Source organism: Frondihabitans cladoniiphilus, from assembly GCF_039544345.1.
GTDB classification, from domain to species: Bacteria; Actinomycetota; Actinomycetes; order Actinomycetales; family Microbacteriaceae; genus Frondihabitans; species Frondihabitans cladoniiphilus.
In genome coordinates this window covers 91,239-106,051 of the sequence record NZ_BAABLM010000007.1, presented here as the reverse complement: position 1 = coordinate 106,051, position 14,813 = coordinate 91,239, and the positions used below count along the sequence as shown (strand labels likewise).

Annotated in this window: 16 protein-coding genes; 10 read left to right on the top strand and 6 right to left on the bottom strand. The window is 65.4% G+C overall.

Annotation, left to right across the window (positions count from 1 at the left end):
* The first annotated feature begins 2 nt into the window (after nucleotides 1-2).
* Complete coding sequence (locus ABEA39_RS15085; protein ID WP_345376781.1) at nucleotides 3-1,133, top strand: EcsC family protein; 1,131 nt, start codon at nucleotides 3-5, stop codon at nucleotides 1,131-1,133.
* 511 nt (nucleotides 1,134-1,644) lie between these two features.
* Here ABEA39_RS15085 and ABEA39_RS15080 read toward each other — a convergent pair.
* Nucleotides 1,645-2,202 carry a hypothetical protein gene (locus ABEA39_RS15080; protein WP_345376760.1) on the bottom strand — a complete coding sequence of 186 codons (558 nt, stop codon included), beginning with the start codon at nucleotides 2,200-2,202 and terminating at the stop codon, nucleotides 1,645-1,647.
* Nucleotides 2,203-2,319: 117 nt separating this feature from the next.
* Between ABEA39_RS15080 and ABEA39_RS15075 the strand changes: the two genes are divergently transcribed.
* The 3 genes from ABEA39_RS15075 (at nucleotide 2,320) to ABEA39_RS15065 (ending at nucleotide 5,110) form a co-directional block, all read left to right on the top strand.
* Nucleotides 2,320-2,655, top strand: a complete 336-nt coding sequence (locus ABEA39_RS15075; RefSeq protein ID WP_345376759.1) for a hypothetical protein — start codon at nucleotides 2,320-2,322, stop codon at nucleotides 2,653-2,655.
* 514 nt (nucleotides 2,656-3,169) lie between these two features.
* Entirely contained in the window at nucleotides 3,170-3,562 is a 393-nt protein-coding gene (locus ABEA39_RS15070) for a DUF3846 domain-containing protein (protein ID WP_345376758.1), read from the top strand.
* 90 nt (nucleotides 3,563-3,652) lie between these two features.
* Nucleotides 3,653-5,110 carry a ParB/RepB/Spo0J family partition protein gene (locus tag ABEA39_RS15065; RefSeq protein WP_345376757.1) on the top strand — a complete coding sequence of 486 codons (1,458 nt, stop codon included), beginning with the start codon at nucleotides 3,653-3,655 and terminating at the stop codon, nucleotides 5,108-5,110.
* A gap of 162 nt (nucleotides 5,111-5,272) precedes the next feature.
* Here ABEA39_RS15065 and ABEA39_RS15060 read toward each other — a convergent pair whose 3' ends face one another.
* Nucleotides 5,273-5,938 (bottom strand): SGNH/GDSL hydrolase family protein, encoded by a 666-nt coding sequence (locus tag ABEA39_RS15060; RefSeq protein ID WP_345376756.1) that lies wholly within the window; start codon nucleotides 5,936-5,938, stop codon nucleotides 5,273-5,275.
* A gap of 467 nt (nucleotides 5,939-6,405) precedes the next feature.
* Here ABEA39_RS15060 and ABEA39_RS15055 point away from each other — a divergent pair, with 467 nt between their 5' ends.
* Entirely contained in the window at nucleotides 6,406-6,888 is a 483-nt protein-coding gene (locus ABEA39_RS15055; protein WP_345376755.1) for a hypothetical protein, read from the top strand.
* Between the two features lie 1,776 nt (nucleotides 6,889-8,664).
* Here the strand turns inward: ABEA39_RS15055 and ABEA39_RS15050 are convergent.
* A complete protein-coding gene (locus tag ABEA39_RS15050; protein WP_345376754.1) occupies nucleotides 8,665-8,871 on the bottom strand; it encodes a DUF1427 family protein in 207 nt (68 codons plus the stop codon).
* Nucleotides 8,868-9,065 (bottom strand): DUF1427 family protein, encoded by a 198-nt coding sequence (locus ABEA39_RS15045; RefSeq protein ID WP_345376752.1) that lies wholly within the window; start codon nucleotides 9,063-9,065, stop codon nucleotides 8,868-8,870. Before ABEA39_RS15045 ends, ABEA39_RS15050 begins: the two co-directional genes overlap by 4 nt.
* A 68-nt stretch (nucleotides 9,066-9,133) precedes the next feature.
* Here ABEA39_RS15045 and ABEA39_RS15040 point away from each other — a divergent pair, with 68 nt between their 5' ends.
* Nucleotides 9,134-10,033 carry a LysR family transcriptional regulator gene (locus ABEA39_RS15040; protein ID WP_345376751.1) on the top strand — a complete coding sequence of 300 codons (900 nt, stop codon included), beginning with the start codon at nucleotides 9,134-9,136 and terminating at the stop codon, nucleotides 10,031-10,033.
* A 66-nt stretch (nucleotides 10,034-10,099) separates the two neighbouring features.
* Here the strand turns inward: ABEA39_RS15040 and ABEA39_RS15035 are convergent, their stop codons facing one another.
* Nucleotides 10,100-10,666, bottom strand: a complete 567-nt coding sequence (locus ABEA39_RS15035) for an NAD(P)H-dependent oxidoreductase (protein WP_345376750.1) — start codon at nucleotides 10,664-10,666, stop codon at nucleotides 10,100-10,102.
* Nucleotides 10,667-10,953: 287 nt separating this feature from the next.
* Between ABEA39_RS15035 and ABEA39_RS15030 the strand changes: the two genes are divergently transcribed.
* The 4 genes from ABEA39_RS15030 to ABEA39_RS15015 all read left to right on the top strand — a co-directional run bounded on the left by ABEA39_RS15030 (nucleotide 10,954) and on the right by ABEA39_RS15015 (nucleotide 14,180).
* Nucleotides 10,954-11,931: a ring-cleaving dioxygenase gene (locus ABEA39_RS15030; RefSeq protein WP_345376749.1), complete on the top strand. Its 978-nt coding sequence runs from the start codon at nucleotides 10,954-10,956 to the stop codon at nucleotides 11,929-11,931.
* Nucleotides 11,932-11,934: 3 nt separating this feature from the next.
* Nucleotides 11,935-12,585 (top strand): alpha/beta hydrolase, encoded by a 651-nt coding sequence (locus ABEA39_RS15025; protein ID WP_345376748.1) that lies wholly within the window; start codon nucleotides 11,935-11,937, stop codon nucleotides 12,583-12,585.
* 42 nt (nucleotides 12,586-12,627) lie between these two features.
* On the top strand, nucleotides 12,628-13,392 hold the full coding sequence (locus ABEA39_RS15020) for a glucose 1-dehydrogenase (protein ID WP_345376747.1): 765 nt from the start codon (nucleotides 12,628-12,630) through the stop codon (nucleotides 13,390-13,392).
* A gap of 236 nt (nucleotides 13,393-13,628) precedes the next feature.
* Nucleotides 13,629-14,180: a GNAT family N-acetyltransferase gene (locus ABEA39_RS15015; protein ID WP_345376746.1), complete on the top strand. Its 552-nt coding sequence runs from the start codon at nucleotides 13,629-13,631 to the stop codon at nucleotides 14,178-14,180.
* 49 nt (nucleotides 14,181-14,229) lie between these two features.
* Here ABEA39_RS15015 and ABEA39_RS15010 read toward each other — a convergent pair whose 3' ends face one another.
* On the bottom strand, nucleotides 14,230-14,733 hold the full coding sequence (locus tag ABEA39_RS15010; RefSeq protein ID WP_345376745.1) for an SRPBCC family protein: 504 nt from the start codon (nucleotides 14,731-14,733) through the stop codon (nucleotides 14,230-14,232).
* Between the last annotated feature and the right edge of the window lie 80 nt (nucleotides 14,734-14,813).

Genomic DNA, 14,813 nt, shown 5'->3' with positions numbered 1-14,813 from the left:
ACATGGCAGATCCCTCGGAGTACGAGCTCGACGCATGGGCCAGCGTTCAGCGCTTCAAAACTCGTCCGTTCTCAAGCGCTTTGACCAACGTCAATCAACAAATGGTGGCAGGCGCTGCAGAGCTCGGTAAGCGTGCGACGGAATATCTGGAGAGCCATCCGAAGGCTGGGGCCGCCGTCTCACGAGGGCAGAAAACGGCCGCCAAGGGTGCGGGCGCGGTAAAAGCGGGAGCTCGAAAAGTCGGCGAGGCACTTCCCGCTGGTGCCGCGGATTGGGGTTCGTCCGCGGCGGGCTCGATTAGAGACGCAGTGGCGCGTGTTGCCGGGGCGGGCTTGTCACCTAAAGGCGTGATTAAGCAGCACCGTCGCCGAGGGCACGACGTGTCCAAGCTTTCGGACCTCCGCCGTCTTGACCTGGAGCAGGTTGACCTCGTCCGAGGTCGGGCAGCCGCGTGGTATTACCCGGCGATGGCTGCTTTGTCTGGTGCTGGAGCTGGCTTTGTCATATCGGGCAGTGAACTTGTCGTTCCGGCGACGGGCGGTGCAGCTGCAGCACCATCTGGGACGGCCATCGTTGCTGCATTCGCTGGCGACGCGGCTCTTGTTCTCGGTCTGTCCTCTCGGAGTGTTGGCCAGATAGCACTGCAGTACGGGTATGACCCCGAGGATCCGGCCGAGAAGGTCTTTGTGATGTCCGTCATCGATGCCGGAACCGCCGCTTCCCAGGCTGCCAAGACTGCCGCCTTTTCCGACATCTCGCGCCTCACGCAGGCGCTCGTTCGGGGCAAGACATGGGAGGTGCTGGACAAATCGGTTGTCTCGAAGGTAGCGAAGCAGTTCGCGTCAATGATGGGCAAACGGTTGACGAAGAAATCGCTGGGCAAAGCGGTACCCGCGGTCGGCATTGCCCTTGGAGGGGCTTTCAACTGGGCGACCCTCGAGGGAGTCGTCGATGCTGCGAACATCGCGTACCGGCGACGGTTCCTCCTCGAGAAGTATCCGCAGCTCGAGGCGAGTTCAAGTTTCGAAGTCACGGTTACTGACGCCGAGGGGTTGGGTGGGCCGACTGATACCGACGAGACCATCAGTGTTCTCGATGAGCTAAGAGACGCCGGGGGACCGGATCTGAACTGACCCAGGCTCAGAGCGACGCGCGGCTGGCCATTCGGCTCTACACGCGCTCGCTCGTGCGGAGGGTGGAATGCGTCCGGCCACCGTGGAGTACCCGTCCCCGACGTGTCGATACGCTAGTTGACGGAGCCGTCACACCGCCGGGTTGCGGCTCCAGGTCAAAAGTAAAGCCCACGACCTTGCAGGGTCGTGGGCTTTGGTTTGGCTTCCGAGTGGAAAGCCAGGGGATGCATGAGATCCCTGAGTTCATCGCTCGGGACTGAGTGTAATCGGGTCCGCTCGATTGCGCACCTCTGGCCCCGCTTCTCGTGTTCGCCGGCGCGTACACCAGGAGGTGGCCCGATGTCTGATGACACCGGTGACCGTCCGCCCAGGAAAGCAATGCCATGGCTGGGGATCGCGAGCTTGCTCGTGACCGTGGCCCGGTTGCTGCTTGACCTGTGGCGGAAGGGCTAGCAGGAAACAAGGGGCGCCCCCGCCAGCAATGCTGGCGGGGGCGCTTCCTTGCCCGCCGCTACCGAAGAAGTCGGCGCAGCCCCAAGCCGGCGAGGGCGATGCCGGCCATGAGGACGGTGGTCTCCGGGATGTTCCGCGCAGCTCGCTTCCACGCCGTCGTCTTTGGAATTGAAAACTTGTCGATGACTGGTTCGCGCGCGAGGTCCTCGTCAAACCATGAGACGTCGATGTCTCCCCGGTGCCAGCTGACTAATTGCCCTTGCATGCGGGACGCGCGCAACACGTAGTCATGCTTGGTCTCGGTCAGGGTGAGGCGTTGTGTCTGAGCCCAGACCCACGTGCTGATCGAGAGTTCGCTCTTGTCCAGATCGAGCAGTATTCGTTGGAGCATCAGGGCCACGTCGACGTCGGGTGACCGAAAGCCACGAAGCAGGGGCGGCTTGAGCTGCAGGGTGATGACGTCGTCGACGACGTCAAGGACACGGACAACAAGCTGGCGCCGCGCTTCTTTCTTGGCCGTCCGGCTGCGCCGGATCTCGCCGGTGATGAAAAGGGTTATCGCGACAAGAGCGGCGAGGGTGGCGGCACTTGATGTGGCGATGACGGCGGCGTTCATGGGCGTCACTCTAGGGCGCTCCACCACAACCTCACGAACGACTCTGCCCGACGGGCGACGGCGCGAACGTCGAGAGCGCTGAACCTCCGTGTCGGCGGTCGCTCGTACGCTCCGACCATGGGTGTGCAGGGTTCGGGTGAGGCGATCGCGAGGATCCTGCGCCGCCCGATCCCCTCCCACCCGCTCGCTGTCCCGCCGATTCCAGGCTCGTTCGGCAGCTGGCAGGTCCGTCGCCACCGGGCTGTCCCGATCGGGTACGTGAACATGCGCTCCGTCGATGGCCGGCACGTCTTCGACGCCTACGCCCACTGCCGAGACGCCAAAGGCGGCCGCCCATGGCTGCGCACCTTCGACACGTTGAACTCGGCCGTGGCGTGGATGGTTCAGCACGAGGCCCAGCTCCGCGCCTTCAACGACCGGCACGACCCGGAGCCAGAGGAGTGGCCGGCATAGACACTCCCGTCTTCCGAGAGAGTGGCCCCATGAATTGGCCTGGCCCCTCACCGGACGTCGGCGGTGCCGCGTACCGTTGTTAGTGACTGATCCCCCCATCAGTCGTACAGCCCTCGGGCGTCAGGGCTCCCCCCAGTTCCTGACCAACCCGGGGGCTTCTCCACGCCCGCCGTAGTTGCCGTCGGCGGCCAGCTCGAGGCTGCCGGCCAGATCGAGCCGACTCTGCCGGCAGGTCGCTGCGCGCCCCGAGACGGCGCCGCTGCGCGGCCCTGATCCACGCCCTGTGGGCTTGTTGTTGTTGCCGTGAAGCCTGCGGCATCGTACGTCCTGGCGTGAGCTGCGCTAGTGGCTTCGCCACCGGTTTCCTCCGACAAGTGCGGCCGCGGTCGCAGGCTCCCTTATTTCGGCCGAACTTCTCTCCTTCACCGCCCTTCGGGTTGCACAGCTCACGCCCGTCCTGCTCGACACTTCGTGCCTTCACGGCAAAAACAACGAGGAAGAGAAGGAGAAACACATGACCACCACCAACACCACGACCGGGTTCCTGCTCGGCATCAGGGTCAGCGTCGACGGGTCCATTCAGGACGTCAGAATCCCGACCACCGACGGGGTGCCGGAGTTGTCCGGCATTACTCAGGCCATCGGGTGCGACTTGTTCGACAGGGTGGCACTCCCGGAGGACATCGACGTGTTCGTGGACGACGAGGGCCTCTACCGGCAAGAACCCAACCCGGTGCTGTCCGAAATCGTCCGCGGGAAGCTCGACGCACCCATCGGGTACCGACTTCACGGAACGGGCCTGTTCCTCGGGATGAACGACGAGGGCGACACCCTCGCACTCACCCCATCCCAGCGGGCGACCATCGCCGCCGCCTGGTTCGCCGCGTCCCCACTGGCGTTCCTGTAACCACCCCATGAAAAGACCGGGTGCGGAATTCCCGACAATTCGAACTTGCCAGGACCCGCACCCGGTCACTACCGGAAAGCGTATCAACTCATGAGCATCACCGAAAAAATCAGCGTCACCCACCTCACCGACAAGCCCACCGAAGACTCCGCCGCCCAGGTGGTCGCGGGGGAGTTGGTGAACGTTCCCGCCGCCAACGTCGCCCTCGAGAGCAACGTGCGGACGGTCGCAGACCTCGACAAGGGGTTCCTGGCATCGATCAAGCGCCACGGGGTGCTCCTGCCCGTGATCGGGTACCGCGACGAGTCGGGCCGGATCATCGTCCGAGACGGGCAAATGCGCGTCCTTGCCGCCCTCGAAGCAGGGATCACCGTCCCTGTTCTCGTCACGGACCGGGACACTACGGACGCGAAGCGGGTGACCGAGCAGCTGGTCGCCAATGAGCAGCGCACCGCCCTCACCGCGGGCGACCGGATCGCGGCCTACCGGCAGTTGGAACTGGCGGGCCTGTCCGAGGCCGCGATCTCCCGGGAGACAGGCACCAAGCGGGAGACCGTGAAAGCGACTCTGGCGGTGGCGAAGTCCGAAGCCGCCACCCAGGCGGTCACCGACTCCGCGCTGACTCTCGATGACGCGCTGATCCTGGCCGAATTCGACGGCGATGCCGAAGCTGTCGCGAGCCTGCGTCAGGTGATCGAGGACGGCGACACCGACGACTTGGCCTACTACGCCGAGCGCATCCGCCAGGACCGCGCCCGCCGTGACGCTGTCGCGACGGTCACCGCCGAGTGGGAAGCCAAGGGCGTCCCCGTCGTCGGCGATGACACCGACTGCGAGAGCCTGTCGAACCTCACCGACGCTCCCGACGACGAGGCCGACATGTCGGCCCGACCGGCTCTCGACGCCGAATCGCACGCGGCCTGCGCAGGCCGGGCGGTCACGTTCCGTGCCTGGGGTGAGCCCGTCGCCGTCGAGGTGTGCACCACCCCAGAGGCACATCACCGCCGCTACCCCTCCGTTCGCTCCACTGCGAGCACTGTGCCTGCGACTCCCGAGGAGGAAGCCGAGCAGAAGGAGGCCGACAAGGCCGCACGGCGGGAACTGATCGCCAACAACAAAGCATGGGACGCCGCCGACGCCCTGCGCCGCGAGTTCGTGCGGTCCCTGTTCCAGCGGAAGGCCCTCCCGAAGGACTGGACCCTGTTCACAGCCGTCACGACGACCCGGTTCTCGTTCACCATCCGAAACGATGTCTCCTACGGGGCCCGCGACCTTCTAGGCCTCGACCCCGACAGTCGGGGCGGCGCGCAGGGCGTGGCCGAGTGGGTCGAAACTAACCCGGCCAAGGCGGGGCACGTGGTGCTCGCTCATGCGGTGTCGGCGTTCGAGAACGCCGCCGACCGCACCTGGTGGCGGTACCCGACCGCCGAGGGCAAGGCGTACCTGGTCCAGTTGGAGGCGTGGGGGTACCGGCTGACCGACGTGGAGAAGATCGCCACCGGCCAGACCATCACCGAGGGTGACCGGGAGGACACCGAAACGGTCTAACCGGGCCGGGGGAGCGGGGCCGGGGCAACCGGCCCCGCTCCTTCTCCCGCCTCCGGTTGTGGGCGGCCGGCGTCACGGCCTCGCCGCGACACGAAGGGTTCCCCCTCGTCCACCCCGGTGCCGCTCGACGGAGCTCGCAGCACACGAGCAACCCGAGAGCGGCTACGTGTGGTCGGGCGTGGCCAGGGCTGCGGTTATGGCTTGCGCCCACTGGGCATACCGGGCCGCGAACCGTTCCCTGGCCGGTGATCCAATCGACGCGGCGGCAGGCAGAGCCGCCAGGCGAGCCATTGTCCTGGTGGCCGAGCCCGTTCCCGTGTGCCGTTGGATAATCCTGTTCAGGCGACGGCGGTGCCGTTCATGTCGCCCCAACCGTCCCCACCAAGTCGGTGCTTCCAGGCGCGGGATCTCGGCCAGGACCACTCGGGCATCCCGAGGTAGCATCTCGCGCGCTGCGCTCAACGTTGCCGTGAGGTGCCGTTCCCATTCGCCGGCGGGGGTCAGGGCGAGTGCGTCCGTGTGTCCGATCATGACCACGAACAAGTCGGTGCCGGTGATGAGGTCCTGGTTTTGTTCGAGTGTCTGGGGCGCGTTGGCGGCGACGTTCTGCGGAACGGGGAGGACCAGCCAGCAGGCGCCTTTGCGAGTGCTCCGTTGGTGTTCCCGAGCTAGATGCGCGGCGACGCTCAGTTCGTTTGAGGTCACACCCTGGTTGATGACGCTGCGGTCGCCGAGGACGAGGATGTGCTCCTGCTGCGGTCCGTCAAGAACACCCCGGTCGGTGTCCGTCGGGTACTCGTGCGGCACGTCGTTGCTGCTTGTCACCATTGCTCCACCCCTACGTCCTCTCGCGAACGCTCGCTAAGCCTGCCACGCCCCGTCCTCCGGCATAGAGCCTGCAAACGGGGCTTTGACGCCCGGCCGCGCTCGACGGAACTCGCACCGTACGCCTTCGGCGTCCAGCCGGGAGGAACCGCGGCGCCGCGAGATGTCATGGCTGCCGGCCGGGCTCGAGGGGCGGGCGACGTCGCTTCGCTCCTGACGGTGCTGCACCGCGGCCCGGTTTGGCCCTTTCGGGCTGGCGTTCATCCGTCGTACCGTTGCTGCGTGACCCGGTGTGGCTCCTTTCGCCTCTTTGACGAGGTCGCGTATCAGTGCGCGCTCGATGCCCATCCTGGGGACTGGTGCGACCACATGGCCCTGCACCGCGTTCCCGGGCCCAGCTGGCTCGACGTCGATGAGCGGTGGGGGCTGGTGGTGTGGACGAGCGCGATGGCCGTCCCTGGGAGCACGCCGTGACCCGTTCGGAACAGGAACGGTTCTGGTCGTTCGTTGTCAAAGGACCAGACCCGGATGATTGCTGGTTTTGGACGGGCGCCATTTCCGATGACGGGTACGGCCGCTTCTGGGTTAAACGGGGCACCGGGCAACTCGCCGTTCGGCCGCAACGGTATGCGTACGAGCTCGCCACCGGGGAGCCGCTCCCGTCGTCGACCCTGCTGCTGCATTCCTGCGACATCCCTATTTGCGTGCACGCCTCAGCGGACTTGGAGGTGTCGCATGTGGCGCCGGGGACACACCGGGAGAACATGCTCGACCGAGCCCAACGTGGCCGCTACCGCAACCGCGCCACCCTGCGCTTGGGCGATCTGCCCAGACAGGTGCGGGTGCAACGCTCCCTCGATCTCCGGACGGTGATCGTGGAGCATGGGTGGGAACCGGAATTGATCAGCGCCGCCCTCCTCGGCGTCGAGCTCACCCATCCCCGACTCTTCTAGCACGCGTATCCCAATCCCCACCGCGCCTAACGGTCGTGGAAAACGCAACGTCCTGGACGGGGCAGCCATGCGTAAAGAGACGGTGCTGCCACAGTCTCATGCGCCAAGACCCCCGGTGAATGGTAGGCAAAAAGGCTATGGGAATGCGTGGCCGGCGCGTCAGGTCCCGACGCGGATCCCCGGCAAACGGCATGACCCCCCGGAGTGGGGGAGACGACATGCTTGTCCTCCTTTATGCGGACCCGTAGTGTCCTTCTTGTACGAGTTACGCCCCGAGAAATAAGGCCGGCCCGGTTGCCCGAATCAACCGTTGACCAGCGTGTTTCGTGACTCGCGACCGACTTGGCAATGGTGCACGTCGACAGCCCGTGTGGCGTCGCGGATACCCGACCGCGACGCCCACGGACCTACCCGCCCGCCGTCGAGAGAGCCCAGATTCTCGTTCTCGGCGCCGGGACCGCGCCACGGCAGGAGCAGCCGATCCGTGCCCTACGGTCAGATCATGGTGCGTTTGATTCCGCTTCCGGACCGAGATGGCCAGCCAGGTGATGCCCGGCTCTGGATTAACCCGGAACACATCACGTCCGTCGCTCCCATCGTCACCCGTAGTGGCGAAGAGATTGGTGTCGTTTTCACGCTTGCCGTCGACCTAAAGCTCGAAGGCCTACCGATGCAGCGGGCTTGGCTCGCCACATGTCACACCGCGGGCGAGACCGACCAGGAGTGGCAGCAGTTCCTTGACCTCGTTACGGGGCCAGGCTTGGCCTAAAGAGGCACTGATATCTGTTACTTGACATAATAGAGATTATCGGCCATTAGAATGGAGCTTCCGCCTCTCCTTCTCGAGCTCCTGTGGGCCGAAGGCGGATGACCGTTCTTCTCTGGAAGACGCTAGGACAGGTGGTGGACGCAATCGGTATCCCAAGCTGGCTTAGCGCCGACCAGATTTGCGCAACATCCCAGGGCCTGCACGCAAAAATCAGAGTGATGCCAGATCTGTCGACGGGCAACAAAATTCCTAGGGCCAAGATGTGGGCATGAACGCCATGGTGGTCGGCGCGGTTCCATTTGCGGCAGGCGTTGCCCACTTCCTACTTGACTACCGCCGCACGGGCCAGCTGTACAGACGCACGCATCCCGTGGATGCTGATAGTGGCGGGAGGTGGCGTGATTGCTCTGGTCTTTGTGGGAGTGGGTATCGGCCTAAGTCCTGGCGGCCCGCTCTTCTAGAGTCTGGGCGTCGAGATTTCCCATGGCTAAAACAGCTGGGGAGGGCGGAGCGGCCCGGATTCAATCGAGTCAGTCTTCGGTTCGTAGCCGTGAGGCTGGCCGGCATCGTCGCACTCAAATTGGCGACCGGACGATCGCTTAGTCCGGCCCTCTAGGTGAGACGCGCGATGGTCACCGGTTTCTACGACAACGTCGCCGTCTGCACCCCCCGATGGTGGGAGACTGAGCGTTGGCAAGCTCACTCCGACGTATCAGGAAAACCAAGAGCTCCTAGAAGTCACGTTGTCGGGACTTGCCCAAAACTGAACGTTAGGGCTAGACCGGTCGGACCCCTCTCATGGTCGCGTCCACGAGAGGCTCATCACCCCGGCCATACCGAAGGCCTTGCCGCAGGTAAACGATTCGGCAGACGGCTCGCGCACCGTCTTGGACGGCGCTTGGACGGCGACGGGAGCGCCAAGAGCGCATCCGGAACCGGCGACCCGCAGGGTGGCCGTCGGCGATGACGAGGGGCATCGGTTCACGCGACGCTTTCGGCGCCCAGCCCTACGTGTTACTCCCCCGCCCCTCCTTTAACCGCGTTCGGATGACGAGGACTGCTTTCTCACCCGCGACGATGCCCGCCAAACCGGCCAGCCCAATCAGGGCAGGAGCCGGGCTCGATGTGTGAAGCGCCCAGTAGACGACGCCCATCCCGAGACCGATGGCGAACGTCACGAGCACGGCTCGACTCTTCCGCAGGAACGTCTTCACAGCGTGTTCATCGCCGCTTGGCCGACCACGATGCCGAGCAGTCCTACCAGCGCCATGGGCGGTGGTGCGGGCGACTTCACCCGGATGAGGCCATAGAGGGCGCCTACCACGATGCCGGCGCCGAAGATTTGTAGATATTCCATCTGGTTCGTTCCATCCAACTTTGCTGAGATGGGCGCGGCGCCCTTCCTCATCCCGACCGTATGGTTTTTGGTCGGATTACTCCACCATGTGGAACGACTGGGACTAATCTGTTTGCCTTATGGAACTCCGCCACTTGCGATACTTCCTCGCCGTCGCCGACACCGGCAGTTTCACGCGAGCCGCCGAAGCGTCCTTCGTCGCCCAATCTGCTTTGAGCCAGCAGATAGCGCGACTGGAGGCAGAACTCGAGACCCCGCTGTTCACGCGGACGAGCCGGTCGGTACGCCTGACCCCCGCCGGGGAGGTCCTGGTCCCCCTCGCCCGTCGCATCCTGCTCGATGTCCAGGTAGCCCGCGACGAGATCGATGCGCTGGACGGTCTTCGACATGGTCGCCTCCGCTTAGGGCTCATCCAATCGGAGGCGACCTCGATCGACACTGTCCAGGTGATGGGCGAATTCCATCAGTTGTACCCGGGCATCGGATTGGCCGTGACTTATCAGACGTCGTCCGCCATGGTGAATGCAGTCGTGCGCGGCGAACTCGATCTCGCCGTCATCGGGCTGGACGCGAGCGAACTGCCGGACGGGGTGGGACGCCGCCTCCTAGCAAGCGATCCCCTGGTCGGAGTCGTCTCGCGTGGACACGACGTCGACGAGGCACGGCCGATCGATGTCGCAGCGCTCGTCGACCTCGGGCAGTTCATCCACTTCGCGTCCGGAACCGGCCTTCGCCGACACGTGGACGCGGCATTCGATCGTGCCGGAGTCCCGCGGCAGTCCGATTTCGAAGTGGGTCAGATCGGCGACATGATCCGCCTGGCCGGCCTCGGCGTCGGAGTCGCCATCGTGCCTCGGTCATCCATGAACAAGGGTGAGCACGCCTCGTCGGCAAGTCAGGTGAAGGTACTCTCCCTTCGCGACGATCTGGCCGTCCATCCCGTCAGCGTGGTGTTCGACCCGGTTCACCCGTCGCCCTCAACCCGCGCGTTCCTGGAACTCATGACCAAGCACTGCTGAACCCGGAAAGGGCAACGCGCCCGCCCCATCCTGCCGGCGGACGCGTGCGACGTGACCCGGCGCGGATCAGGCGGCGACGGTCTCCGAGATGGCGGCGGAGAGCTTCGCGACGACGTCGCGGAGCTTCTCGACGACCTCGGCGTCATCCTTCGGCTGCGTCTCAGCGAAGCGGACGACGGATCCCGGGATCGAGAGCTTGACGCCTTCGAGAACCTTCGCGCCGGCGATGCCGAGCGCCTTGCGGGCTTCATCCTGCGCCCAGACGCCACCGAACTGGCCGAAAGCGGAACCGATGACAGCGACCGGCTTACCGACGATTGCCGACTCGCCGTGAGGACGCGAAGCCCAGTCGATGGCGTTCTTCAGGCTCGCGGGGATGGTGCCGTTGTGTTCCGGCGTGACGACGAGGAGGGCATCGGCGGCGGCGAGCGCTGTGCGCAGGGCTGCAGCCCCCTCGGGCACGGAACCCTCGACATCGACATCCTCGTTGTAGAGCGGGATGTGACCGAGCCCCTCATGGATGGTCAGGGTGACGCCCTCCGGCGCGACGAGCGCGGCCGCTTCGGCGAGCTGCCGATTGGTGCTGGCAGCGCGAAGGCTGCCGACGAGAACGAGAACGGATGAATCGGTCATGATGTCTCCTAGTTGCGATAAACGACGAGTGTCGATCTGACGCGGTCGACTCCCCGAGCATAAAACATGCAAACGCATCTTTCTAGGACACCCTCTCGGTCCCGCGAACCCGAGATTGTCGCCGCGACAGGGGATCCGCACGTCTGCCCGATGAACGATCTGCCCGCCTTATGACAGTCATCTCCTTGCCGTCTGACCGCCGGTCGACGGTCACCTTCGGCGGCGCGCCGTGGGCGTACGATGAGGCATTGTTCATGCAAACGCATGAATGTGAGAAGGGAACGATCGTGACCACGATCACGTCAGGCCTGCACCACGTCACCGCTATCGGCAGCAATCCGCAGCGGAACGTCGACTTCTATATCAAGGGCCTCGGGCTCCGACTGGTCAAAAGGACAGTCAACTTCGACGACTCGAAGACGTACCACCTGTACTACGGTGACACCGCCGGTCGTCCGGGAAGCCTGATGACGTTCTTTCCGTGGAACAGCGTGCCCAAGGGACGAATCGGAAGCGGCCAGTCGACCACGACGGCCTTCTCCGTCCCGCAGGGCAGCCTGGGCTGGTGGCGCAGCCACTTCGCCGAGATCGGCGTCGACTCGAGCATCACCACGATGGACTCCGTCGAAGAGCGCCTGTCGCTCCGTGATCCCGACGGCCTTCAACTCGACCTCGTCGCCTCCTCCGTCGAAGACCCGCGAGAGCCCTGGGACTCGGCGTCCGTGCCCGCGCAGTACGCGATCCGGGGTCAGCACTCTTCCGTGTTGACCGTGGCGGATCCTGCAGCGACTCTCGAAGTTCTCACCGGCGACCTCGGGCTCCAGCTCGACTCCGACAGCGGCGACCGCTTCCGGTTGATCGCCGGTGCGGGCGGCGCGGGAGCCATCGTGGACGTCGTGGCCGACCCGAGAGCGCCGGCAGGGCTGACCGCTGGAGGCACGGTCCACCACATCGCCTTCCGAGCCCCGGACGCCGCGACGCAGCTCGAGTGGCGCGACCAGCTCGTCGACCGTGGCTACGACGTCACGCAGGTGCTCGACCGCCAGTACTTCACCTCCATCTACTTCCGCGAACCCGGCGGCGTGCTCTTCGAGATCGCGACCGACACCCCTGGCTTCGACATCGACGAACCCCTTCTCGAACTCGGCCGCAGCCTGAAGCTGCCGCCGTGGCTCGAACCGACTCGCGCCGACATCGAAGGCGCCGTCGCCACGATCGCTCTCCCGAGAGAGAACAACCCCGCGTCCGACCCACTCGAGGCGTAGCTCATGCCTTCCTCGACCCTCGCCGATCAACCCCATGTCTTCCTTCCGGGCAGCGACAGCGGCTCAGCCGCGCTCGTGGCGCTGCACGGGACGGGCGGTTCCGAAACCGACATGGCAGCCTTTGCCCAGGCCCTCGACCCCGATGCCGCCGTTCTCGCTCCCCGCGGCCTCGTGACGGAGGGGCCGCACCAGAGGTGGTTCCGCCGCCTCAGCGAAGGCGTCTTCGACGTCGACGACGTGCAGGATCGCGCCCACGAACTCGCCGCCTTCGTCACCGCCGCCAGAGACGCCTACGACCTGCAGGGCCGCAGGATCATCGCGATCGGGTTCTCCAATGGAGCCAACATGGGCCTCGCTCTCGCGATCCTGCATCCCGACCTGCTCGACGGCGTGATCGCGTTCTCAGGCATGTATCCCTTCGCCGATCGCGTGATCGACGCCCGCCTGACACACTTCCCAGTATTGCTCCTCAACGGCGACCAGGATCCGATGGCCCCGAACGACAGCGTCACCCGACTCGAAGAACGGCTGCGTGAAGGAGGCGCGAACGTCACACGTCGAACCCGCCCCGGAGGGCACGGCATTGAGCCCGACGAAACCGACACCGCACGCGAATGGCTTCACGCGACCTACGACCAGAACCACCACTCATAACCGGTCCGACTTCCGTCGAACCCACGAAAGGCAACTACAACCATGTCCGACTCACCTCTCACCTTCCAGGACAAAGTCATCCTGATCACCGGCGCCAGCACCGGGATGGGCCGCGCCACGGCTCTCGCGCTCGGCAAGCAGGGCGCCAAAGTGGTCCTCGGCGACCTCAGCGACGCCGCGGGGCACACCGCAGACGAGATCAACACCGCGGGCGGGACGGCTATCTTCGTCAAAACCAACGTCGCCGACGCCGACTCCGTCGCCGCCCTCGTCGACGCCGCAGTCACCACATACGGACGACTCGACGGCGCCTTCAACAACGCCGGTCTCCTCCCGCAGACCGCAGCCCTCGCCGACCAGACCGTCGAAGAGTTCGACAAGACCATCGCCGTCGACCTCCGCGGAGTCTTCCTCTCCCTCAAGTACGAGATCACCGCGATGCTCAAGACCGGCGGCGGATCCATCGTCAACACCGCCTCGGTCGCCGGCGTCGTCGCCGACCCCGGCATGTCCCCGTACGCCGCCGCGAAGCACGGTGTCATCGGCCTGACCCAGGCTGCCGCCCTCGACTATGCCACCCAGGGCATCCGCATCAACGCCATCGCGCCCGGCCTGGTCGCCACCCCGATGACCAAGCGGTGGCTCGACGACCCCGAGAAGCACGCCGCCCTCCTGGCCAACAGCCCCATCGGACGCCCCGCGGAACCCGAAGAGATCGCCGGCACCGTCCTGCACCTCCTCTCGGACGCCGCCTCGTTCACCACCGGCGCAACGATGCTCGTCGACGGCGGTCAGACCGCCCATTGACGCTTATCGGTCACGCACACGTGTCCTGCCCGACTCGCCACGCGAGCCGCATTCTCCGGCAACCGCGTCCGCGGCACGCACGCAATCGCATGCCGGGGGTTCTTTTCCGTCCCGGACGAGACAGCCCCTAACACGAACCGCAAGGTCTCGTCAGCCGGGTCGCCGGGGCGAGGTCCGAACCTCAGGGTCGTGGGCCTGCATTCAGCTCACCCAGACTTAGGTCCAGTGTCCACAGATTGGCTCTCGCCGGTGGAGAAAGGAAAAGGAAGACTGGCCGCATGCACGAACGGACTCTCATTCGCCCTCTCCACAGCGACCAGGATGCGGCCGCGTTCGACCGGTTGAATCGGCGGTGGATCACGGAGTACTTCACGCTTACGCCGGCAGACGAGGAGATCCTCGGGCGGCCTCGTGAATCGATCATCGCCCGAGGAGGCGAAGTGCTCATCGCCACCGCCGCAGACGGGGCCGTCGTCGGCGTCGTCGCGGTCATGGCTACCGGGCCCGGATCCTACGAGCTGGCGAAGATGACGGTCGATGAGACTGCCCGCGGTCGCGGCCTGGGTGGCCAGCTGATCCAGGCAGCCATCACTTGGGCACGCGAAAACGGCGGCGACCTGGTGTTCCTCGGCACGAACACGAAACTGAGCGCGGCTATCCGCCTGTACGAGGCCGCGGGCTTTCAGCGGACGAGCATCGCCGAGCTGGGGCTGGAGGACTACTACGCCAGGGCGGACACCCTCATGAAACTCGAGCTTGCGACCCTCCCACCGTCGTCGGCCCATTGATAGCGATGCCACGTCCGCGGACCCATTCGATCGCCCTCGGGAGGACTCTTCACCGAACGGCGGCCAGGCGCAGCGCGGCCGACACCGTGGAGGCGAGGGCCGCTTCCATGTAGCCGTGCCAGAGCGGTGCCAGCAGACGCCGGACGGCGACGTACCGGAAGGGGCGAGGCAGGAACTCGTAGGTCCATCGGATGAGAGTCTCGGTCCCGTCGGGTGTGAACGTCCACTCGCCGCGCACTCCGATCGCAAGCCTCGACAGGAGGCTGTTCGTGAATTGGGTGAGCTCGTACCCGAAGCTGTGTGGCGCGGTGTACTCGGTGAGGGTCTCGGTCGCCGTGCTGCCATCGGTCAACTGCGGGTTGCGGCTGCGGCCGACCTCGTCCCACGAGCCGGTCTGATTCTTCACGCCTCCGACGCCAGGAAGAGGGCCCCACTTGTGGAACACGAGCGCGAGGTCGATCGGGGCGATGATCGCGAACGCGTCGGCCGGCGACATCCCGATGCGGCGCTGGACAATGACCGGAACGGTGCGGTCGGTGGCGGTGATGAGCATATTCTTCTCCCTTGTTGACACTGTCAACAGACCGTAGCGCGTAGTGTTGACAACGTCAACCAAGGAGTCGTATGGGTGAG

Bases quoted from the DNA above. Each gene is read 5' to 3' on its own strand.
- ABEA39_RS15085 (WP_345376781.1), top strand. From the start codon at position 3: ATGGCAGATCCCTCGGAGTACGAGCTCGACGCATGGGCCAGCGTTCAG.
- ABEA39_RS15080 (WP_345376760.1), bottom strand. From the start codon at position 2,202: ATGAACGCCGCCGTCATCGCCACATCAAGTGCCGCCACCCTCGCCGCT.
- ABEA39_RS15075 (WP_345376759.1), top strand. From the start codon at position 2,320: ATGGGTGTGCAGGGTTCGGGTGAGGCGATCGCGAGGATCCTGCGCCGC.
- ABEA39_RS15070 (WP_345376758.1), top strand. From the start codon at position 3,170: ATGACCACCACCAACACCACGACCGGGTTCCTGCTCGGCATCAGGGTC.
- ABEA39_RS15065 (WP_345376757.1), top strand. From the start codon at position 3,653: ATGAGCATCACCGAAAAAATCAGCGTCACCCACCTCACCGACAAGCCC.
- ABEA39_RS15060 (WP_345376756.1), bottom strand. From the start codon at position 5,938: ATGGTGACAAGCAGCAACGACGTGCCGCACGAGTACCCGACGGACACC.
- ABEA39_RS15045 (WP_345376752.1), bottom strand. From the start codon at position 9,065: ATGAGGAAGGGCGCCGCGCCCATCTCAGCAAAGTTGGATGGAACGAAC.
- ABEA39_RS15040 (WP_345376751.1), top strand. From the start codon at position 9,134: ATGGAACTCCGCCACTTGCGATACTTCCTCGCCGTCGCCGACACCGGC.
- ABEA39_RS15035 (WP_345376750.1), bottom strand. From the start codon at position 10,666: ATGACCGATTCATCCGTTCTCGTTCTCGTCGGCAGCCTTCGCGCTGCC.
- ABEA39_RS15025 (WP_345376748.1), top strand. From the start codon at position 11,935: ATGCCTTCCTCGACCCTCGCCGATCAACCCCATGTCTTCCTTCCGGGC.
- ABEA39_RS15020 (WP_345376747.1), top strand. From the start codon at position 12,628: ATGTCCGACTCACCTCTCACCTTCCAGGACAAAGTCATCCTGATCACC.
- ABEA39_RS15010 (WP_345376745.1), bottom strand. From the start codon at position 14,733: ATGCTCATCACCGCCACCGACCGCACCGTTCCGGTCATTGTCCAGCGC.